The organism is Pseudomonas sp. P5_152 (genome assembly GCF_033989915.1).
Classification (GTDB): Bacteria; Pseudomonadota; Gammaproteobacteria; order Pseudomonadales; family Pseudomonadaceae; genus Aquipseudomonas.
This window is the reverse complement of the sequence record NZ_JASFAH010000002.1, coordinates 4,460,585-4,478,982: the sequence shown is the minus strand read 5'-3', so window position 1 is coordinate 4,478,982 and position 18,398 is coordinate 4,460,585. Positions and strand designations below refer to the sequence as shown.

Annotated in this window: 21 protein-coding genes and 1 tRNA gene; 13 read left to right on the top strand and 9 right to left on the bottom strand. The window is 60.9% G+C overall.

Translation table 11 applies throughout. The features are described 5' to 3' along the window. The first annotated feature begins 128 nt into the window (after nucleotides 1-128). The 7 genes from QMK50_RS20215 (at nucleotide 129) to QMK50_RS20185 (ending at nucleotide 4,894) form a co-directional block, all read left to right on the top strand. On the top strand, nucleotides 129-1,616 hold the full coding sequence (locus QMK50_RS20215) for a sensor domain-containing diguanylate cyclase (RefSeq protein ID WP_320333802.1): 1,488 nt from the start codon (nucleotides 129-131) through the stop codon (nucleotides 1,614-1,616). Next, nucleotides 1,609-1,827, top strand: a complete 219-nt coding sequence (locus tag QMK50_RS20210) for a cysteine-rich CWC family protein (RefSeq protein WP_159994185.1) — start codon at nucleotides 1,609-1,611, stop codon at nucleotides 1,825-1,827. Before QMK50_RS20215 ends, QMK50_RS20210 begins: the two co-directional genes overlap by 8 nt. 32 nt (nucleotides 1,828-1,859) lie before the next feature. Then, nucleotides 1,860-2,552 (top strand): pseudouridine synthase, encoded by a 693-nt coding sequence (locus QMK50_RS20205; protein WP_320333801.1) that lies wholly within the window; start codon nucleotides 1,860-1,862, stop codon nucleotides 2,550-2,552. Between the two features lie 311 nt (nucleotides 2,553-2,863). Next, nucleotides 2,864-3,748 carry an alpha/beta fold hydrolase gene (locus QMK50_RS20200; RefSeq protein WP_095167107.1) on the top strand — a complete coding sequence of 295 codons (885 nt, stop codon included), beginning with the start codon at nucleotides 2,864-2,866 and terminating at the stop codon, nucleotides 3,746-3,748. Nucleotides 3,749-3,917: 169 nt separating this feature from the next. Beyond that, nucleotides 3,918-3,991, top strand: a tRNA-Gly gene (locus QMK50_RS20195). Between the two features lie 281 nt (nucleotides 3,992-4,272). After that, on the top strand, nucleotides 4,273-4,455 hold the full coding sequence (locus QMK50_RS20190) for a type II toxin-antitoxin system HicA family toxin (RefSeq protein ID WP_093412936.1): 183 nt from the start codon (nucleotides 4,273-4,275) through the stop codon (nucleotides 4,453-4,455). A gap of 31 nt (nucleotides 4,456-4,486) precedes the next feature. Then, nucleotides 4,487-4,894 (top strand): type II toxin-antitoxin system HicB family antitoxin, encoded by a 408-nt coding sequence (locus tag QMK50_RS20185; RefSeq protein ID WP_320333800.1) that lies wholly within the window; start codon nucleotides 4,487-4,489, stop codon nucleotides 4,892-4,894. Between the two features lie 5 nt (nucleotides 4,895-4,899). Here the strand turns inward: QMK50_RS20185 and tam are convergent, their stop codons facing one another. After that, nucleotides 4,900-5,670 (bottom strand): trans-aconitate 2-methyltransferase, encoded by a 771-nt coding sequence (tam, locus tag QMK50_RS20180; protein WP_320333799.1) that lies wholly within the window; start codon nucleotides 5,668-5,670, stop codon nucleotides 4,900-4,902. Between the two features lie 157 nt (nucleotides 5,671-5,827). Here tam and QMK50_RS20175 point away from each other — a divergent pair, with 157 nt between their 5' ends. Continuing rightward, entirely contained in the window at nucleotides 5,828-6,556 is a 729-nt protein-coding gene (locus QMK50_RS20175) for a class I SAM-dependent methyltransferase (RefSeq protein ID WP_320333798.1), read from the top strand. Nucleotides 6,557-6,724: 168 nt separating this feature from the next. Here the strand turns inward: QMK50_RS20175 and QMK50_RS20170 are convergent, their stop codons facing one another. Beyond that, nucleotides 6,725-7,810 (bottom strand): type I restriction endonuclease, encoded by a 1,086-nt coding sequence (locus tag QMK50_RS20170; RefSeq protein WP_320333797.1) that lies wholly within the window; start codon nucleotides 7,808-7,810, stop codon nucleotides 6,725-6,727. Between the two features lie 198 nt (nucleotides 7,811-8,008). On the opposite strand from QMK50_RS20170, the gene QMK50_RS20165 reads away from it, so the two are divergent. Beyond that, a complete protein-coding gene (locus tag QMK50_RS20165) occupies nucleotides 8,009-8,419 on the top strand; it encodes a low affinity iron permease family protein (protein ID WP_320333796.1) in 411 nt (136 codons plus the stop codon). A 6-nt stretch (nucleotides 8,420-8,425) separates the two neighbouring features. Here QMK50_RS20165 and QMK50_RS20160 read toward each other — a convergent pair whose 3' ends face one another. The 5 genes from QMK50_RS20160 to QMK50_RS20140 form a co-directional block, all read right to left on the bottom strand. Continuing rightward, nucleotides 8,426-8,929, bottom strand: a complete 504-nt coding sequence (locus QMK50_RS20160; RefSeq protein WP_320333795.1) for a DUF4142 domain-containing protein — start codon at nucleotides 8,927-8,929, stop codon at nucleotides 8,426-8,428. 119 nt (nucleotides 8,930-9,048) lie between these two features. After that, the gene (locus tag QMK50_RS20155) at nucleotides 9,049-10,392 is read right to left on the bottom strand and encodes a bifunctional diguanylate cyclase/phosphodiesterase (protein ID WP_095167094.1); all 1,344 of its coding nucleotides are present in this window, start codon (nucleotides 10,390-10,392) and stop codon (nucleotides 9,049-9,051) included. A 109-nt stretch (nucleotides 10,393-10,501) separates the two neighbouring features. Beyond that, entirely contained in the window at nucleotides 10,502-11,140 is a 639-nt protein-coding gene (locus tag QMK50_RS20150; RefSeq protein WP_095167092.1) for a LysE family translocator, read from the bottom strand. Nucleotides 11,141-11,278: 138 nt separating this feature from the next. Further along, nucleotides 11,279-12,019, bottom strand: a complete 741-nt coding sequence (locus tag QMK50_RS20145) for a hypothetical protein (RefSeq protein ID WP_095167091.1) — start codon at nucleotides 12,017-12,019, stop codon at nucleotides 11,279-11,281. Nucleotides 12,020-12,052: 33 nt separating this feature from the next. Beyond that, nucleotides 12,053-12,964: a LysR family transcriptional regulator gene (locus QMK50_RS20140; protein ID WP_174244567.1), complete on the bottom strand. Its 912-nt coding sequence runs from the start codon at nucleotides 12,962-12,964 to the stop codon at nucleotides 12,053-12,055. Nucleotides 12,965-13,042: 78 nt separating this feature from the next. Between QMK50_RS20140 and QMK50_RS20135 the strand changes: the two genes are divergently transcribed. After that, a complete protein-coding gene (locus QMK50_RS20135) occupies nucleotides 13,043-13,531 on the top strand; it encodes a DMT family transporter (protein ID WP_320333794.1) in 489 nt (162 codons plus the stop codon). A gap of 12 nt (nucleotides 13,532-13,543) precedes the next feature. On the opposite strand, the gene yiaY is transcribed toward QMK50_RS20135, so the two are convergent. Continuing rightward, a complete protein-coding gene (yiaY, locus tag QMK50_RS20130) occupies nucleotides 13,544-14,692 on the bottom strand; it encodes an L-threonine dehydrogenase (protein WP_159994165.1) in 1,149 nt (382 codons plus the stop codon). A gap of 154 nt (nucleotides 14,693-14,846) precedes the next feature. On the opposite strand from yiaY, the gene QMK50_RS20125 reads away from it, so the two are divergent. Then, the gene (locus QMK50_RS20125) at nucleotides 14,847-15,866 is read left to right on the top strand and encodes a DUF4917 family protein (RefSeq protein ID WP_159994163.1); all 1,020 of its coding nucleotides are present in this window, start codon (nucleotides 14,847-14,849) and stop codon (nucleotides 15,864-15,866) included. Between the two features lie 83 nt (nucleotides 15,867-15,949). On the opposite strand, the gene QMK50_RS20120 is transcribed toward QMK50_RS20125, so the two are convergent. After that, a complete protein-coding gene (locus tag QMK50_RS20120) occupies nucleotides 15,950-16,492 on the bottom strand; it encodes a helix-turn-helix domain-containing protein (RefSeq protein ID WP_095167081.1) in 543 nt (180 codons plus the stop codon). A gap of 157 nt (nucleotides 16,493-16,649) precedes the next feature. Between QMK50_RS20120 and QMK50_RS20115 the strand changes: the two genes are divergently transcribed. Together QMK50_RS20115 and QMK50_RS20110 are read left to right on the top strand one after the other, a co-directional pair. Next, nucleotides 16,650-17,432, top strand: coding sequence for an aldolase (locus QMK50_RS20115; protein ID WP_320333793.1), 783 nt, complete (start codon nucleotides 16,650-16,652; stop codon nucleotides 17,430-17,432). A 31-nt stretch (nucleotides 17,433-17,463) separates the two neighbouring features. Then, nucleotides 17,464-18,351 carry a dihydrodipicolinate synthase family protein gene (locus QMK50_RS20110; protein ID WP_095167077.1) on the top strand — a complete coding sequence of 296 codons (888 nt, stop codon included), beginning with the start codon at nucleotides 17,464-17,466 and terminating at the stop codon, nucleotides 18,349-18,351. Nucleotides 18,352-18,398: the final 47 nt, after the last annotated feature.

Here is an 18,398-nt window from a genome sequence, read left to right as displayed (position 1 = left end):
GCGCAGCGGCAACAGATTGATACATGTCATTCGTCGACTGGCTTGCCGCGTAACGGCGCAAATGCCCGCGTCAATTCCCCTAAGTCCCACTAGAATGCTCTGACTCAACATCGATCAACGGACTCGTCATGCCGCTTCGCTCTGCGCTGTTTTCGCAACGTTCGTTGGTACTCACCTTGATCGCCCTGCTGGGTGCCGGCTTCCTGGCCACTTCCCTGCTCAGTTACTACGCCTCGCGCGCCTCGATTCGCGACAGCATCGTCAACACCGAACTGCCGCTGACCTCCGACACCGTCTACTCGGAGATCCAGAAAGACCTGGTCCGGCCAATCCTGATTTCCTCGATGATGTCGCGCGACACCTTCCTGCGCGACTGGGTGGTGGCCGGCGAGCGCGATTCCGGGCAAATGACCCGTTACCTCAACGAGGTCATGACCCACTACGGCGCCTACACCGCCTTCTTCGTCTCCAACAACAGCCTGACCTACTACCAGGCCAAGGGCGTGCTGAAAAAAGTCAACCTTAGCGAACCGCGCGACACCTGGTACTTCCGCGTCCGCGACATGGCCCCGCCCTACGAGATCAACGTGGACGTGGACATGGCCAACCAGGACAGCCTGACCTTCTTCATCAACTACAAGGTCTACGACTACCAGGACAACTTCATTGGCGCGGCGGGCGTCGGCCTGACCGTCGATGCCGTGATCAAGCTGATCGACACCTACCAGCAGCGTTACCAGCGCAGCGTGTATTTCGTCGACACCGAGGGTCGCATCGTCCTCACCGGTGCCGACGGCGGCCCGCAAGGCGCGCGGGTCGGCACGGCGCTGAGCGAGCTGGACAGCATGCGCGATCTTCTGGCCACGCTGCCCAAACCCCACAGCGGCAGCTACGAATATATGACCCAAGGCCAGGGGCATTTCCTCAACGTACGGTTTATCCCGGAACTGAACTGGTACCTGTTCGTCGACAAACGTGAAGGCAGCGCCCTGCACGAGGTGCGCCAGTCGCTGTACCTGAACCTGCTGATCTGCCTGATCGTCACCCTGAGCGTGCTGGCCCTGCTCCATCGGGTGATCACGCGTTTCCAGGGCCGCATCGAAGCCCAGGCCACCCTCGACAGCCTCACCGGCCTGCCCAACCGCCGCGGCTTCGACCTGCTGGCAGCGCAAGCCATGCAGGAAGCCCAGCGCGAACCCAAGCCGCTGACCGCCTTGCTGCTGGACCTGGACCATTTCAAGCGCCTGAACGACAGCCATGGTCACCTCGCCGGCGACCTGGTGCTGGCCGGTTTCGCCCGTGACCTGGAAAGCTGCCTGCGCCAGTCCGACATCGTCTGTCGCTGGGGTGGCGAGGAGTTCATCGTGTTGCTCAAGGACACCGACGCCAGCACCGGCCTGAAGATCGCCGAGAAAATTCGCCAGATGATCGAGCACAAGCACTACCGCTATGAAGGCAAATCCCTGCAAATTACCCTGAGCATCGGCTTGACCACCCTGCAGGCGGATGACACCTTGCACGACCTGCTGTCGCGCGCCGACCAGGCGATGTATCGAGCCAAACAACTTGGCCGCAACCGGACCTGTACCCAGATGCCTCATTCCAGCTATGCATAAACCCGATCTCTGCCCGGCCTGCGGCGCCAGCAACGCTTGCAGCCTGGCCGACCCGCGCACCGCCCAGCACAGTTGCTGGTGCTACACCGTGACCATCGACCCGGCGGTGCTGGCGGCCTTGCCCGCGGAACTGCGCGACCTGTCGTGCCTGTGCCCCGGCTGCGCCCAGGTCGAGGCACAACTGCAGGCAAACGGCGTCTGTGTCGCGTAAGATGCGCGCCCCTTGCCGACCTGCCGACTCCCATGCGCGTTGACCGTTTCCTCAGCAACTTGCCGCGTTTCAACCGCCAACAGGCGCGCCTGGCGCTGGTCGAGCGGCGGATCAAGGTCGACGGGCAGATCGTCAGCGACCCGCACACCGAGGTGCGCGAGTTCAGCCGCGTCGAATGCGACGACGAGGTGCTGCAAGCCGGCAAGGCCGCGCGCTACTTCATGCTGCACAAACCCGCCGGTTGCGTCAGTGCCACCCGTGACCCCGAGCACCCGACCGTCCTCGACCTGATCCATGAACCCGACAAGCTCGACCTGCACATCGCCGGCCGCCTGGATTTCAACACCACCGGCTTGATGCTGATCACCAACGACGGCAGCTGGTCACGCCGCCTGACCCAACCACAGACCAAGCTGGCGAAGATCTACTACGTCGAAACCGAGCAATTGATTACGCCCCAGTACGCCGAAACCTTTGCCCGCGGCCTGTACTTCGCCTTCGAAGACCTCACCACCCAACCCGCCGACCTGCAGTTGCTGGCGCCCCGGGCTGCGCGCCTGGCCATCATCGAGGGCCGCTACCACCAGGTGAAACGGATGTTCGGCCACTTCGACAACAAGGTCATGCGTTTGCATCGCGAACAGATGGGCCCGTTGACGCTGGACAGCTGCTTGAAACCGGGCGAATACCGCCCACTGAGCGCTGCCGAGATCGCCTTGATCTGATTGCGCGACCGCCGGGCAGACATTGTCGAACAATTCGCCAACGGCACTTGCGCGATAGCCAGCACCCTGCTTGAATCAAACCGTCGGCCGAAATGTGACCGCCAAGTCATACCATACCTCTAAGAAACTTTTTGTCGGTTGAGCGCCTCCCGTCTCCACCTCTCCCGACAGACTGCCCGCCTATAACAACACCCGTCGACCAGACATTAACGGATCGACATGGGCCCTCACCTTCCAGGCGTATGCCTACCTGTCATAAAGCCCGTGCACACTCAGTTGCGCGCCTACACGCTTGCCAGGAGTCTTACGACATGAGGCCAGAAATCGCTGTGCTGGACATACAAGGTCAGTATCGGGTCTACACGGAGTTCTATCGCGCAGATGCCGCAGAGAAGACCATCATTTTGGTCAACGGCTCGATGGCCACCACGGCGTCGTTTGCACAGACCGTGAAAAACCTCCATCCACAGTTCAACGTGGTGCTCTACGACCAACCCTACGCGGGCCGGTCAAAAGCCCACAATCAGCATGAAAAAATGCTCACCAAGGAAGTCGAGGGGCAGATCCTCCTGGAGCTGATCGACCACTTCGCCGCCGAGCACGTGATGTCATTTTCGTGGGGTGGCGCCGCCACGATGATCGCCCTCGCGCATCGCCCGCGACGCATCGAAAAGGCCGTGATCAGCTCGTTCTCGCCGGTGATCAACGAACCGATGCGCGACTACCTGGAGCGGGGTGTCGACTACCTCGGCAACCTTGATCGCGACCGTGTCGGGCACCTGGTCAACGACACCATCGGCAAGCACTTGCCATCGTTGTTCAAGCGCTTCAACTACCGCCACGTCAGCACCCTGGCCGAACATGAATACGGGCAGATGCACTTTCACATCAGCCACGTGCTCAACAGCGACCGCCTGTGCTACCTCAAGGCCGCCAAGCAGATCGATGTGCCCGTACTGTTCATGAACGGTGAATGGGACGAGTACACCGCCGCCAGCGATGCCCGGTTGTTTGGCAACCATGTGCAACACAGCACCTTCAGCACCATCCAGGCCACCGGGCACTTTCTCGACATGGAGCACAAAGCCGCCTGCCGAGACAGCCGCGAGGTACTGCTGGGCTTCCTGAAACCGGCGCCCCACGAAGGCCGGACGCGTTCCCACGTAACCCAGGACCACCATGCACTGGCCATTTGAAACAGCGTCCTCGCGAGCAGCCTCGCCACCTTAGGTAATCCTCTACCTGTAGGAGCAGGCTTGCCCGCGACAGACCGCGCCTTGCGTGTAAAAAACTACGTAAATGCAGATCCAGCAAAGAAAAACTTCAAATCCGTCGCCACATCTGGTACAAAGTCAGCCGTTCCGAGCGGGTGTCGTATAATGGCATTACTCCAGCTTCCCAAGCTGATAACGAGGGTTCGATTCCCTTCACCCGCTCCACTAATTTCAGTCTTGCGCCAGGTAGCTTCCTGACGGGAGACGACAAAAAACCGGTCCACAGTGACCGGTTTTTTTATGCCTGCAATTCCGTAGGGCCCCGCACAAAAGCGTCCTGCACCATCGCGCAATACTTTCGCCGGTAACGTGCCTTCCCGTTTCAACAGCGGTTCCTACACTGATCTCAACCACTCATCACCTGCCCCATCAAAATTGGTGGTTATAGTGTTGATAAGATCATTTTAGTAGGTATAGTAACCACCTACACAGCACAGGGACGTGATGTGAACAGTCGATATTTGATCAGCCAAATCGTTGCAGACGGCTGGTATCTGGTGCGGGTCCGGGGCAGTCACCATCATTTCAAACATCCAACCAAACCTGGATTGGTGACGGTTCCGCACCCGAAGAAGGATCTGCTGACCAAGACGGCAGTGAGCATCCTGCAACAGGCCCTGTTGTCATGAGTTGGCGTACTAAAACCAGAGGACAATCAACATGCTTTATCCAATTGCCATTTCAGAAGGCGATGAGCAGCACGCCTGGGGCGTGGAAGTGCCGGATATTCCGGGGTGCTTCTCGGCCGGTGATGACCTGGACGATGCCATCGCCATGGCGCGTGAAGCCATCGAGGGTCACTTCGAGATCCTGGCCGAGGACGGTTCGGCGATTCCGCCAGCCAACAGGGTGACCCACCATGCGCGCAACCCACAATATGCCGGCGTGACCTGGGCCTTGGTCGACATCGACGTCAGCAAATACCTGGGCAAGGCGCAAAAACTCAACATCACCCTGCCCGCCTATCTGCTGACTCGCATCGACGAATACGTGCTGCACCACCCGGAAGAAAAAAGCCGCTCCGGCTTTCTGGCCTCGGCGGCGTTGAAGGTGTTGCAGCAGGCGTGATCCCCTTAGCGCGTAGCGACGATGAACAGTCGCGGGAACGGCAATAGCACCGAGCCGTTGGCCAGTACCGGGAAGTAGGGTTCGATGGCTTCCAGGTACTGCGCCAGGTATTGAGCTTGCTCCACCTCGTTCAGTGGCTGCAGAAACGGCCGCAGGCCGCTGCCCTTGAACCACTCGACCACCGCCGCCGGGCCGCCCGCCAGCGGGTGGTGGTAGGTGGTGCGCCACACATCCACCCGTGCGCTGCAGGTACACAGCATCTGGTAATAGCTATTGGCGTCGTCCAGGGTCGTGCGCTGCCCGGCGACCGGGGCCAGCTTGTCTGCCCAAGGGCCATTGGCCGCGACTTCGCGCATCATCCGATGGGGCGGCTGTTCGAGGTTGTCCGGCATCTGGATCGCCAGGCTGCCGCCCACCGTGAGCTTGTCGACCAGCGCGGGCAACAGCGTGGCATGCTCGGGCAACCACTGCAGCACCGCGTTGGCGAAGATCACGTCGAACGGCCCGGGCTCGTTCCAGGTGCCAATATCGCTGGTATCGAAACGTACGCCCGGCAGGCGTTTGCGGGCGGCGTCGATCATGTCGGCGGAGCTGTCGATACCGCGTACCGCGGCACCGGCAAAACGCTGTACCAGCAACTCGGTGGAGTTGCCCGGGCCGCAGCCGATGTCGATCACCGAACGTGCATCAATCGTGGGGATCGCGGCCAGCAAGTCACGCGCCGGGCGGGTGCGCTCATCTTCGAACGCCACATACTGTTGGGCAGACCAGCTCATCGCATACTCCTATAACCAATCAGGATGGGAGCGCCACGCTAGACTGTGCGTTTCGCTCGTGGGGCGCCAGTAAGCGACGAGCCTGGGGACTGCGTCAAGACGCGGTCACGGGTTGAAACATCTGCCCCCTGCCCAGGTTGATCGAGGAGAAGTGTCGATGACTCAGAACATCTACGACGACCCTGGTTTTTTCCAGGGCTACAGCCAGTTGGGGCGCTCCATCGGCGGCCTCGACGCCGCGCCGGAATGGCCCGCGCTGCAAGCCTTGCTGCCGCCCATGGCAAACTTGCAGGTGGTAGACCTCGGCTGCGGCTACGGCTGGTTTTGCCGCTGGGCCAGCGAGCAAGGTGCGCAACAAGTACTGGGACTGGATGTCTCGCATAAGATGCTCGAACGCGCCAGGACAACGACCGATGCTGGCAACATCAGCTACCGCCACGCGGACCTCGAACACCTTGATCTTCCTGCCGACAGTTTCGACCTGGCCTACAGCTCCCTGGCCCTGCACTACATCAAGGACCTGCCCGGCCTGTTCACCCAACTGCACGCCGCGTTGCGGCCCGGCGGGCGTTTGGTATTTTCCATCGAGCACCCGATCTTCATGGCCCCGCGCAACCCCGGCTGGATCATCGACGCCCAAGGCCGCAAGAGCTGGCCGCTGGACAGTTATCAGCGCGAAGGCGAACGGGTGACCCACTGGCTGGCCGACGGCGTGATCAAACAGCACCGCACGCTGGGAACCTTGTTGAACCAATTGATCGCCGCCGGCTTGCGGATCACCCATGTCAATGAATGGGGACCCACTGCGAAACAGGTGGAAGCGCAACCGGCACTCGTCGAAGAACGGGAGCGACCGATGATGTTGCTGGTGGCAGTGGAACGCTGAGGCGTGTGTTCAGGATAAATCGTCGTCCTTGGCATCGCGAAAAAGCGCAAAGCCACCCGGCTCTCTTGGGTGGCAGGCATTCCCTCAATGCCTGCACTGACCAACACAGGCGCTTTTTAACTGGCAGTTGAGCCCACGGCGCTGAGGGCTCAACCGTCAGAACTAACGTTACTCGTAGTATCCAACTGTCTTTTTCAGGCGATCTGAATACTCATAGATATCATCGACCGAGTTGATCGGATGCCGCGTTTCGTTTTTCTCTTCGTCGAAGATACCGATGTACTTCTGCGAGCGGTTGAAGTGCAGGCGGCAGATTGGCTTACGGTTATTGTCGTCCAACAGGATGCCGAAGTAGCTCTGTGTATCACGTTGCACAATACGTTTGGCATCAACGACAGATCTCACCACTGCACGGACGATGTGATACCCCTCAAGCTCCTCCAGAGTGGTCAACACCTTGTCATCTGACTCATCGCGATCATCCATAACATCAGGACTTGAGCCTGCCGATGGCAGGGACAGCAGGCTGGGCTGAATAGCCCCACTCATTGCAGACTTGAGTCGATCATTGATTTGATCATTGAGAAATTGCACAACGGCCTTTCTGGTCAACTCCTGGAATTGCTCCCGGACTTTTTGCGTGATCACTCCGTCGTAGACCCGGGAGGCGAACACTTTGACGAAATCGTCGTCGGGTTTACTGACCTGCGCGGCAATGACTTTTTTGATCTGACTGACGTATTTCAGCTCACCGGCTGCATTGATGATCGAATCAACATCGAATGCTGACTTGGTCAGCTTTGTCAGTTCCGGAACCGAATACTCGTCGATGTCGAGTAGATCGAGTTCCAGGAAGGGTTTTTCATCCATTTTGTTGGGAGCGTCCAAGTCGGTAAAAAACTTATAGACCTGGCCGTTAGTCAGAATCGAAATTCGCGCGCTCGTGACATGAAAATAGCGAAACAGTTGCGATGCATGATTGATGTGCAGAGGCTCGCCGATTTTCTTGCACTCGATGAGGATCTGGACCTCGCCGTCTTTCATGATCGCATAGTCGATTTTCTCCCCTTTCTTTGTGCCAACATCACAAACAAATTCCGGGATCACCTCAGACGGATCGAAAACGTCGTACCCCAGGACAGTGCTGATAAATGGCATGACGAAAGCATTTTTGGTGGCTTCTTCTGTCTGGATGGTGGCGCCTTGCAGCCGGACTTTGGCCGAGAGACTTGAAAGCTTTTCGATAAATTCCATGAGTGACCTCTTCCCCGTTTCAGATCCGTGTTTGTACATGCTGGCAAATTGATTGCCATTGATACTAGTCACAAACCGGCACAAAGAAAGAAGAGCCGCAGGCGATCCCGGCAGGGAATGAACCAGAGTCGGCAAAAGCAATTCCTGCGCACCGTCGCGGTCTGAACTTCAGGTCCATCCCTTAGAAGGTAAACGGCAATGAAATTCGCGAAGGTGTCACAGAAGCTGGCGTTGTGGGCCGGGAGCCCGCGGACGTTCCTGTTGGCCATTGTGCTGATTGTTGCCTGGGCACTGACCGGGCCGCTGTTTGATTTCAACGATACCTGGCAATTGATCGTCAACACCTCGACCACCATCATCACCTTCCTGATGGTGTTCCTGATCCAGAACACGCAGAACCGGGACACCGACATCCTGCACCTGAAGATCGACGAATTGCTGCGGGTGACCAAAGATGCGCAAAACGCCATGCTTGGCCTCGAAGCACTCGATCTCAAGCAACTCGAAGCCCTGAGAAAGCAGTACCGCAGCCTGGGTGAAGGTGAGTCGATTGTGCTAGAGGGTACGCCTGCTGCCGACGGGCAGCAGCAGGACTTGAATCAATGCTGAAGCCGGTCAACGACTGGCTTGCAGGGCCCTGGCCATTTGCAGGTGTTGTTCGAGCTTGGGCAGGGTCTCTTCGGCGAATGCCTTGAGCTCGGGCACGTCGGTGGTCCGGGCCTCCTGCTGCAATTGCTCGATGGCCTGCTCGGTGGTTTTTACCTGGCTGGCGGCATAGGCCGAGTCGAAGGACTCGCCATCCGCGACGGCGGGTATCAGGGTCTTGGCCTTGTTCATCACCTCTTCCCGAGGGGCGACGGGCAGGTCGAGCTTCTTGGCGATTTTCGCCAGGTGCTGGTTGGCCGTGGTGCGGTCGTTGATCACCACGATGGTGTAGTCCTTGACCGCCTTGGACTCGGTCTTCTGGTGTGCCAGGCGGCTGGCTTCGATGTCCGCCATGCCTTTGGCCGAGGCGTCGTTGATGAAGTCGGCAGGCGACTGGGCAAAAGCGCCGCTGGCGCCAAGGCTCAGCAACACGGCAAAGCTGATGGTCGATAATCGGCTGGCCACAGGTTTCATGGTCGCGCCCTCCTTGAACAGACAAATGAATGCAACGGTACGTCCCGCCTGTCATTCGAAGGCCAAAGCGCGCAAAGGTTTAAAAAAGCTGTCCAAACATCGACGAGTGGTGCCCCGGCTCACGCCCGGTCCAGGCGTCCACTCAGGCGCTTGGCGGCATACATGGCTTCATCGGCGTGCTTGAACAGCTGCTTTTCCTCGAGGCCGTGCTCCGGGTACAAGGCCACGCCAATGCTCGGCAGAATGCTCAGGTTGTGGCTGTCCAGCCGGATGGGCTGGCCCAGCACCTGGCGGATTTTCAGTGCCACCCGGGCCGCGTCTTCTGCGGCCTGGATACTGTCGAGCAATACCACAAACTCATCGCCACCAATCCGCGCGACGGTATCGCTCTCGCGCACGCAACCTTGCAGCCGATTGGCCACGGCTTGCAGCAGCATGTCGCCGATGCCGTGGCCGTAGGTATCGTTGACCTGCTTGAAATGGTCCAGGTCCACGTACAGCAGGGCCATGCGCCCGTTGTCCCGGCGGGCCTTGAGCAAGGCTGCGCTCAGGCGCTCTCGGAGTAATTCGCGATTGGGCAGGCGAGTCAGGTAGTCATGCTGCGCCATGTACTGCAGGCGACTGTGCAATTGCCGGCGCTCGATCGCTGCCGCCACCTGGGCGCAGACGTATTGCAGCAGCTCCTTGTCGCGTTCGGTGTAGCGCTCGCCGCCAGGCATGCTCTTGACGATCAGCGCCCCGATGGTGCCCCGTTGCGAATTGAGCGGCACCCCCAGCCAGCAAGGGCAATCCTGCGCGTCGATCAGCCCGGCCAGCCCCGGCAAGGCAAACGGCTGGTCCGGGGTCAGCAGCACCGGCTGCCCGCTACGGACCACTTCGGCACACAGCCGGCCAGTCACGCTGAACTCGGGATCACGCTCGTGATCGTCGACGTGGTACGGGAAGTTCAGTTGCTCGCAGTGCTCATCGTACAGCGCCACCGAAAAATTCAGCGCCGGCAGCCATTCGCCGATCAGTTGGTGAATGCGCTTGAACAAGGCCAGCAGATCCTCGGCGGCATGGGCCGCTTCAGAAATCGCGTAGAGCGCAGCCTGGCGCGATTCGGCCTGTTTGCGTTCGGTGATGTCGCGGGCCACGGCGATGCGCAACTGGTCGACCTCGGACCAGCGCGCCGACCAGAGGATATGCACCACCTGGCCATCCTTGCGCAGGTAGCGATTCTCGAAGTTCGGGTTGGGTTTGCCGCGCATGATTTCCCGGGCGGCGTCCAGGGTCCGCTCGCGATCGGCCGGGTGCACCATTTCGATCATCGGCTGGCCAATCAGCTCATCCGGGGTGTAGCCGAACACTTGTTCGCAGGACGCGCTGACAAACACGAACCGTCCCTGTCCGTCGACGGCACAGACGACGTCGAGCAGCAGATCGATGTAGCTGGCCAATGGCGCGGAGTTTGCGGTGCTCATCGTGGATGGATACTGTCCAAAAATACCGCTGTGAGTAGCTATCCATGGACCTGGCCTGCGCGCTACACCGCGCTGGCCGCAAGCCGCTGCCGCAGCCCTGCAAGCAGCCTCAACTCTTGTTGGCCAGCAACCCCGGCACCGCGTGCAGCAAGGCATTGATGGCGAAACCGATGAACATTACCCCGCAAATCCGGGTAATAGCCAGCTCATGGCGCTGATACAACGTGCGCACCCGACGAGCGCCCACAATCCCAATCAGAATAGCGTATGCCAAAACGCCACCAAGGAAGCTCAGAAAGATCAACCAGGGCAGCATCGACCACTGCAGCAACTCGGCGCGACTGGACAACAGGGCAGTAAAGGTCGCCACCGCCACCGGATAAGCCTTGGGGTTGGTCAGGCCAAACATGATCCCGTGCCAGAACGGTTGCCGCGCCGCGCCCTGAGGTGCGTCGCCGCTGCTGCGACGGCTGCGGATCGCCCGCATGCCCAGCCAGAACAGGTACAGGCCGCTAAGCACGCCGAGCACATCAAAGGCACTGCTGCCAATTTCCCGCGCGCCGACGATGGCAATCAATGCGGTGCTGCACCAGACCACATCCCCTAACAGGTGCCCACACAGAAAACCCGCCCCGGCCCGCCGCCCGCGGGCTGCGCCAATGCCAAACACCGCGAGCACGCCCGGGCCCGGGGTGATGCCGTAGATAAAACCGGAGGCAAGGACGGCCAGCAATAAAGATGAGGTCATGCGGTAAAGCTCCATGTCGGGCTGCCAGGCCCTATCGTCAGACTGCGGTGGGCTTTTGTATCACAAGGTTTTGCGATGACTGTAACCATAAATGTGCAGAGCCGCATGACTGCAGGTCATGCCTGGCGTTGGCCCGGCTTACACGCCCTGCAGCTCTTTGGGCACCACGTACTGGCGCCCGTCGTAACGCAAAGTCGTCGACACCGTATTGCCCACGACGTCCTTGGACTGGCAATCATCTTTGCCCACGCTGCTCTGCGTGTCGGTGGTCACCGATCTGACAATCAGGTCGGCGAAGCCGTGGCTGCTGGTCTTGGCCAGGTCCAGGGTGCGTTTGGTGTGGCTGAATTCGCCGGTGCAGTTGGTATCCCATTCACCATTGCTGGATTCGATCACCAACTGCTCGAGCACCGGACGCAAGGTGTTGCCTTCGCGCACGTACAGCGACAGCACCGCCTGTTCGAACGGATTGGCTCGCGATGAACCGGTGAAGCCGGCACGTACGCCGAATGCGCGCAGGTCGGAGGTGAGTTTGTAGCGGGCGGTGTCGATGCTCAGGCCATCGAAGCGCACGGCGTCGGAGCTGTACACCGAGGCCTGGGCGTAACGGGCCAGGGGCTTGCCATCGATGTTGGAGACCACCGCCAGTTTCAGGTCGTACATGCCGGTGCCATCGGGGGCATCGCTCAAGGTCGGGTCCGGCTCGATCTGCGACAGCGCGGTAATGGTCTGGCCATCGTAGGCCGGCCAGTCCTTGCACACCGAGTACCCCGGCACGCCCTCGGGCAGCGGCGGCTGTGCGCACGCGCCATAGGCCTGGGTCGCGCCCAGCGCGCCACTCATTGCCACACATCCCAGCCAGCGGTATTTCAAGGTCATTCCGTGTTCCTTGTGTCCATCGAAGTGAAAAACTCAGCCGTGCACTATCGCCTGAGCGATCTGCCGATTCAACCAGTTCAACGCCTGGTCACCGCCCCGACGCACATGCCAGGCCAGGACGAAGTTGAACGAGGGGATAGGAAATGGCGGTGGCACAACGCTTAACTGCGGTTGATCGACACCCTGCAAGCCGCGGGCCGCCACGGTGAGAATCAGGTCGGTACCGGCGATCAACTGCGGGGCCACGCTCCAGTGCGGCAGGCTGACTGCCACGTGGCGGCGCTGGCCAATGGCGGTCAGCGCCCGCTCGATCTCCGGGGTGCCGCTGCCGCGCATCTCCAGCAATACGTGGGGCCGGGCCAGGTAAGTCGGTAAATCCAGCACGCCACTGGCCGGCAAACGCCGGGCGTCCACCAGGCACACGAACTGCTCTTCGAACAGCGGCGTGCAGCGCAGCTCATGGGGCAGTTCGGGAAAGACTCCAGCAGCCAGGTCGATGTCGCCGTTGAGCACGCCTTCCAGCATGCCTTCGCGACTCGCGTGGCTGATCTGCAGGTCGATCCCCGGCGCCTCCTGGCGCAAGCGCGCGATCAAGCCGGGCAAGACAATCGCCGCGCCGTAGTCGGACATCGCCAGGCGGAACCGGCGCTTGGCCGAGGCTGGGTCAAAGGTATTGGGCGCCAGCAAGGCCTGGACACTGGCCAGTGCTTCAGTCAGGGGCGCCATCAGTTCCTGCGCGCGCGCAGTGGCGACCAGGCCGGCACCGGCGCGTACCAGCAGCGGATCGCCGAGCATCTCGCGCAGGCGCGCCAGGGCATGGCTGACAGCCGGTTGGCTGAGGTGCAGGCGCTCGGCCGCACGGGTCACGTGCTGCTCGCTGAGCAAGGCGTCGAGGACCACCAGCAGGTTCAAATCGATACGGCGTAGATCATTCATCTGATGCATGTTCTGGATGATTAATCGGAATTTCAATCTGCGCGACGAATGACCTAGAGTCCAGTAAAACCTCTTGGAGAGAGACTTATGAGTACCTTGCAGTGGGCCGGTTTGTCGGTGCTGGCCGTAGTCGCCGGCGCCGTGGTGCCCTTTCAGAGCGCAATCAACGCCAACCTGAGTCGCGGCCTCGGTCACCCGTTATGGGCCACCCTCGCCTCGCTGCTGGTGAGTGTGCTGGTATTGCTGCCGGTGGTTATCAGCCTGCGCCTGCCATTGCCGTCGCTGGGGTTTATCAGCAAGGCGCCGCTGTGGATGTGGGCCGGGGGCGCCTTTGGCGTGTGTTTTATCGCCCTGGCCCTGATGCTGCTGCCCAAGCTCGGGGCCTCAGGCTTTATCGCCCTGGCCCTGGCCGGGCAGGTAGTGGCATCGCTGGTGCTCGACCACTTCGGGCTGTTCGGGCTGGTGGAGCGGCACCTGACGTTACCGCGCCTGCTCGGTGCCGTGCTGTTGATCGCCGGGGTCGCGTTGATTCAATTCAGCGCCACCCCGGGCCGGTCCCTGGTGACTTCCGGCTAAGGGCGCGCGGGATCAGAACGCGTTACGAAAGATCTCCTCGATCTGCTGCTGGTCTGCCGCCCGCGGGTTGGTCAGGCCACAGGCATCCTTGAGGGCGTTGGCGGCGAGGATCGGGATGTCCTGCAGCTTGGCTCCGAGGTCACGCAAACCGGCGGGAATTTCCACGTCCGCGGCCAGCGTGCGGATCGCCGCGATCGCCGCTTCGGCCCCCTCCTCCGGGCTGCACCCCTGGATGTCCACGCCCAGCGCCTGCGCCACTACCGTCAGGCGTTCGGCACAAACCTTGGCGTTGAAGCTTTGCACATGGGGCAGCAGCACCGCATTGCACACGCCGTGGGGCAAGTCGTAGAAACCACCCAACTGATGCGCCATGGCATGCACAAACCCCAGGGACGCGTTGTTGAACGCCATGCCGGCCAGGAACTGCGCATAGGCCATGTTTTCCCGGGCCAGCAGGTCACTGCCATCACGCACCGCCACGCGCAGGTTGAGGCTGATCAGTTCGATGGCTTTCAGGGCGCAGGCGTCGGTGATCGGGTTGGCAGCGGTGGAGACGTAGGCCTCGATTGCATGCGTCAGCGCATCCATGCCGGTGGCGGCGGTCAGCGACTTGGGCATGGCCACCATCAAGGCCGGATCGTTGACCGACAACAGCGGCGTGACGTTACGGTCGACAATGGCCATTTTCACGTGCCGCGCTTCGTCGGTAATGATGCAGAAGCGGGTCATTTCGCTGGCAGTACCGGCCGTGGTGTTGATCGCAATCAGCGGCAGTTGCGGCTTGGGCGACTGGTCGACGCCTTCGTAGTCGCCAATCTGCCCACCATTGGTGGCGCACAGGGCGATGCCCTTGGCGCAGTCATGGGGCGAACCACCGCCCAGGGACACCACAAAATCACACCCGCTGCGCTGCAACAGCACCAGGCCGGCCTGTACGTTGGCGATGCTGGGGTTGGGCTTGGCCCCGTCGAAAATCACCGACTCGATGTCCTGCAGCGCCAGTTTTTCCGCGATCATTGCCGCCACGCCGGCCTTGGCCAACCCGCTGTCCGTGACAATCAACGCCTTGGCAAAGCCGTATTTACCGATGGCATCCATGGCTTCGTCGAGACAGCCGATGCCCATGATGTTGACGGCAGGAATGAAGAATGTGCTGGTCATGGCGAGTCCTCTGCAATGGGGCCGAACCGACCCTTGGCGTCGGCGGATAACCCAAGGATCACCCCATCGCGCCGCGTGCATCTTGATCTGGCTCAACAGCCGGTCGTGATAAAGTCTGCGCCCTGTACCCCACCTGCTTGAGATGACTGACGCAATGAGCGATTTCCAGGATGTTGATGCCCACTTAGAAGACTGGAACGCGTTGCGCGCAACCACCCCGTTCAGCGCCCTGCTGGTGGGTAACGGCGCCAGCCGCGCGGTGTGGGATGACTTTGGCTACGACTCGCTGTTCGAGAACGCCCGCAGTGTCGAAGAAAAACCCTTGAGCCAGTCCGAGCTGAGCGTGTTCGACGCCCTGCACACCCGCAGTTTCGAGCAGGTGCTCAGCGCCCTGAAAACCACCAGCCGGGTCAACAAGGCCTTGGCGGTAAGCTCGGCGGCACCGCGCAATCGCTACTATGCGATCAAGGAAGCGTTGATCAACACCGTACACGCGGTGCACATCCCCTGGCGCCTGGTGCAAGCCACCAGCCTGGCGAGCATCAGCCAGGAGCTGGGCCGTTATCGGACGGTCTTCACCAGTAACTACGACCTGCTCAACTACTGGGCGGTCCAGCACCAGGGCACGGCCATCGACGACCTGTTCCAGGGCAGCGAACCGCGCTTCGAGCTGAGCGCCAGCGCCACCGACAAAACCCGCCTGCTGTACCTGCACGGTGGCCTGCACCTGGTGCGCAACCAGGACGGTACCGCCCGTAAGCTGACCTCCACCGAGGGTACGCTGCTGGGCAGTTTTGCCATCAACAACACGCTCAAGACCCTGGACGACGTGCCGTTGTTCGTCAACGAAGGCAGCAGCGAAGACAAGCTCAAGACCATCCGCAGCTCGGACTACCTGTCGTTCTGCTACGACCAGTTGCTGCAGCAACACGACGCCTTGTGCATCTTCGGCCACAGCCTCGGCAAGCAGGATGCGCACCTGGTCCATGCACTGTGCCAGGCCAAGCCAAAAACCCTGGCGATCTCGATTTATCCGCGCAGTGCGGCGTTCATCCAGAGCCAGAAGCGCCACTACGCAAAGCTGTTTGCAGACACCGGGGTGGCACTGCGCTTTTTTGATTCCAAGACCCATGCCCTGGGCAGTTCGAGTCTTTCGGTGCCGGTCGAGGTCTAGGCCTGGGCTGAAAGCATCGCGAGCTGGCTCGCTCCCACAGGGGCGGTTTCGCTAGACCTTGCTCACGATGCTCTGGCGCCGACTCATTCCTCGCTGCTGTGTACCACCACCAGCAACTGCGCCTGCACCTCGCCCACCGAGCGCAGGCGATGGGGTTTCTGGGCGTTGAAGTGCAGCGCATCCCCGCGATCGAGGATCACCCGCTCGTTCATGAAATCGACCTCGACCTGGCCTTCGTGGACGAACAGGAATTCCTCCCCCAGGTGCTCCTTGAAGGTCTTGTCGCTGAACTCCCTGGGCGGGTAAATGATGAACGGCAGCAGGCTGCGCTCGCTGACCTGATGAGCCAACACCGCGTAGCCGGGGGCCTGGTCGTTGGCGGCCAGCGACTGGCGCTCGTGGGCGCGCACCAAGCTATAGCTGTCCAGGCTGATAGCGTCCTCGGCAAACAGCTCCTCGACCTTGACGTTCAGCGCCTTGGCCAGTTTCAGCGCGGCCGCGATCGACGGCGTGTTGAGGCCACGCTCGACTTTCGACAGATAGCTCTTGGTCATGCCGGATTTCTCGGCCAGCGCCTCAAGCGTCACACCAAGTTTTTTTCGCAGTAATTTCAAACGGATAGACATGTGCAGCGGTTAATCCATCAAGGAGGCAACGATTAGTCCTTGCCAATGACACAAAGTGTCATATAGGCTCTCAAGTGTCATGTGATTACCCCCGACGACCTTGCGAGCAGCGGGAGAACCACATCCGACGTCCATTGAGCTTTACAGGGACACCGATATGGCCAAGACATTAGCACTACCCAAAGACCAACTCATCAAGCAGGCGCTGACGCAGATGCAAAGCAGCCTGGCGGATAATACGTGGACTGACCGGCAAAAGCTGGCACTGACCTGCCGCATCCTGTTCGAGAACGGCCACGATTCCGGCCTGGCGGGGCAAATCACCGCCCGCGGCCCGCAGCCGGGCACCTATTACACCCAGCAACTGGGCCTGGGTTTCGACGAAATCACCGCGAGCAATCTGCTGCTGGTCAACGAAGACCTGGAAGTCCTGGAAGGCCACGGCATGGCCAATCCGGCCAATCGTTTCCACAGTTGGGTATACCGTGCCCGGCCGGATGTGAACTGCATCATCCACACCCACCCGACTCACGTCGCGGCGCTGTCGATGCTCGAGGTGCCGTTGGAAATTTCCCACATGGACCTCTGCCCGCTGTACGAAGACTGCGCGTTTCTCGAAGCCTGGCCGGGGGTACCGGTGGGTAACGAAGAAGGCGAAATCATCGCCGGGGCCCTGGGCGACAAGCGCGCCATCCTGCTGTCCCACCACGGCCAGTTGTCGACCGGGCGCAACATCGAGGAAGCCTGCGTGATCGCTCAATTGATCGAACGTGCGGCCAAACTGCAGTTGCTGGCGATGGCCGCCGGCACCCTCAAGCCAATCCTGCCGGCACTCGGCCGCGAGGCCCATGACTGGATCTCCAAACCCAAGCGCCACGGCGCTGCGTTCAACTACTACGCTCGGCAGAACCTGCGCCAACACGCCGATTGCCTGAACTGAAGCGACTTTTTTGCCTAATTGGAGAGACAGCATGTCCAGCCCGAACATTCACGGCATCATCGGCTACACCATCACCCCCTTCACCGCCAACGGCGAAGCGGTCGACCTGCCTGCCCTGGGGCGTTCCATCGACCGCCTGATCGACGGCGGTGTCCACGCGATCGCCCCGCTCGGCAGCACCGGGGAAGGTGCTTACCTGAGCGACGCAGAGTGGGATCAGGTCAGTGAGTTCAGCATCCAGCATGTGGCCAAGCGCGTGCCGACCGTGGTCAGCGTCTCCGACCTGACCACCGCCAAGGCCGTGCGCCGCGCGCGGTTTGCCGAGGCCCACGGCGCCGACGTGGTGATGGTGTTGCCGGCGTCGTACTGGAAACTCAGCGAAGCGGAAATCCTTGCCCACTACCGCGCCATTGGCGACAGCATCGGCGTGCCGATCATGCTCTACAACAACCCGGCCACCAGCGGCACCGACATGTCCGTGGAGTTGATCCTGCGGATCTTCCATGCCGTGGCCAACGTGACCATGGTCAAGGAGAGCACCGGCGATATTCAGCGCATGCACAAGCTGCAAATACTGGGTGAAGGCCAGGTGCCGTTCTACAACGGTTGCAATCCGCTGGCGCTGGAGGCGTTTGCCGCCGGAGCCAAAGGCTGGTGCACGGCGGCGCCAAACCTGATCCCGCAACTCAACGGCGCGTTGTATCAGGCGGTGCTGGCCAATGACCTGGACCAGGCGCGGCAATTGTTCTATCGCCAACTGCCACTGCTGGACTTCATCCTCAAGGGCGGACTGCCGGCGACCATCAAGGCCGGCCTGCGCATGACCGGCCTGGAAGCGGGCGACCCGCGCCTGCCGGTGTTCCCATTGGCTGAGGCGGGGTGCAGTCAGTTGCAGGGGTTGATCGATACGCTGCGCTGACAGTGCGCAAATGTGTAGGCGCTGGCTTGCCAGCGCCTACACAGGTT

What these genes read in the sequence shown, in the direction of transcription:
- yiaY (WP_159994165.1), bottom strand. Translation starts at nt 14,692, where the DNA reads ATGACCAGCACATTCTTCATTCCTGCCGTCAACATCATGGGCATCGGC.
- QMK50_RS20160 (WP_320333795.1), bottom strand. Translation starts at nt 8,929, where the DNA reads ATGAAACCTGTGGCCAGCCGATTATCGACCATCAGCTTTGCCGTGTTG.
- QMK50_RS20135 (WP_320333794.1), top strand. Translation starts at nt 13,043, where the DNA reads ATGAGTACCTTGCAGTGGGCCGGTTTGTCGGTGCTGGCCGTAGTCGCC.
- QMK50_RS20200 (WP_095167107.1), top strand. Translation starts at nt 2,864, where the DNA reads ATGAGGCCAGAAATCGCTGTGCTGGACATACAAGGTCAGTATCGGGTC.
- QMK50_RS20120 (WP_095167081.1), bottom strand. Translation starts at nt 16,492, where the DNA reads ATGTCTATCCGTTTGAAATTACTGCGAAAAAAACTTGGTGTGACGCTT.
- QMK50_RS20125 (WP_159994163.1), top strand. Translation starts at nt 14,847, where the DNA reads ATGAGCGATTTCCAGGATGTTGATGCCCACTTAGAAGACTGGAACGCG.
- QMK50_RS20150 (WP_095167092.1), bottom strand. Translation starts at nt 11,140, where the DNA reads ATGACCTCATCTTTATTGCTGGCCGTCCTTGCCTCCGGTTTTATCTAC.
- QMK50_RS20115 (WP_320333793.1), top strand. Translation starts at nt 16,650, where the DNA reads ATGGCCAAGACATTAGCACTACCCAAAGACCAACTCATCAAGCAGGCG.
- QMK50_RS20110 (WP_095167077.1), top strand. Translation starts at nt 17,464, where the DNA reads ATGTCCAGCCCGAACATTCACGGCATCATCGGCTACACCATCACCCCC.
- QMK50_RS20145 (WP_095167091.1), bottom strand. Translation starts at nt 12,019, where the DNA reads ATGACCTTGAAATACCGCTGGCTGGGATGTGTGGCAATGAGTGGCGCG.
- QMK50_RS20170 (WP_320333797.1), bottom strand. Translation starts at nt 7,810, where the DNA reads ATGGAATTTATCGAAAAGCTTTCAAGTCTCTCGGCCAAAGTCCGGCTG.
- QMK50_RS20140 (WP_174244567.1), bottom strand. Translation starts at nt 12,964, where the DNA reads ATGCATCAGATGAATGATCTACGCCGTATCGATTTGAACCTGCTGGTG.
- tam (WP_320333799.1), bottom strand. Translation starts at nt 5,670, where the DNA reads ATGAGCTGGTCTGCCCAACAGTATGTGGCGTTCGAAGATGAGCGCACC.
- QMK50_RS20185 (WP_320333800.1), top strand. Translation starts at nt 4,487, where the DNA reads ATGCTTTATCCAATTGCCATTTCAGAAGGCGATGAGCAGCACGCCTGG.
- QMK50_RS20175 (WP_320333798.1), top strand. Translation starts at nt 5,828, where the DNA reads ATGACTCAGAACATCTACGACGACCCTGGTTTTTTCCAGGGCTACAGC.
- QMK50_RS20210 (WP_159994185.1), top strand. Translation starts at nt 1,609, where the DNA reads ATGCATAAACCCGATCTCTGCCCGGCCTGCGGCGCCAGCAACGCTTGC.
- QMK50_RS20215 (WP_320333802.1), top strand. Translation starts at nt 129, where the DNA reads ATGCCGCTTCGCTCTGCGCTGTTTTCGCAACGTTCGTTGGTACTCACC.
- QMK50_RS20165 (WP_320333796.1), top strand. Translation starts at nt 8,009, where the DNA reads ATGAAATTCGCGAAGGTGTCACAGAAGCTGGCGTTGTGGGCCGGGAGC.
- QMK50_RS20205 (WP_320333801.1), top strand. Translation starts at nt 1,860, where the DNA reads ATGCGCGTTGACCGTTTCCTCAGCAACTTGCCGCGTTTCAACCGCCAA.
- QMK50_RS20155 (WP_095167094.1), bottom strand. Translation starts at nt 10,392, where the DNA reads ATGAGCACCGCAAACTCCGCGCCATTGGCCAGCTACATCGATCTGCTG.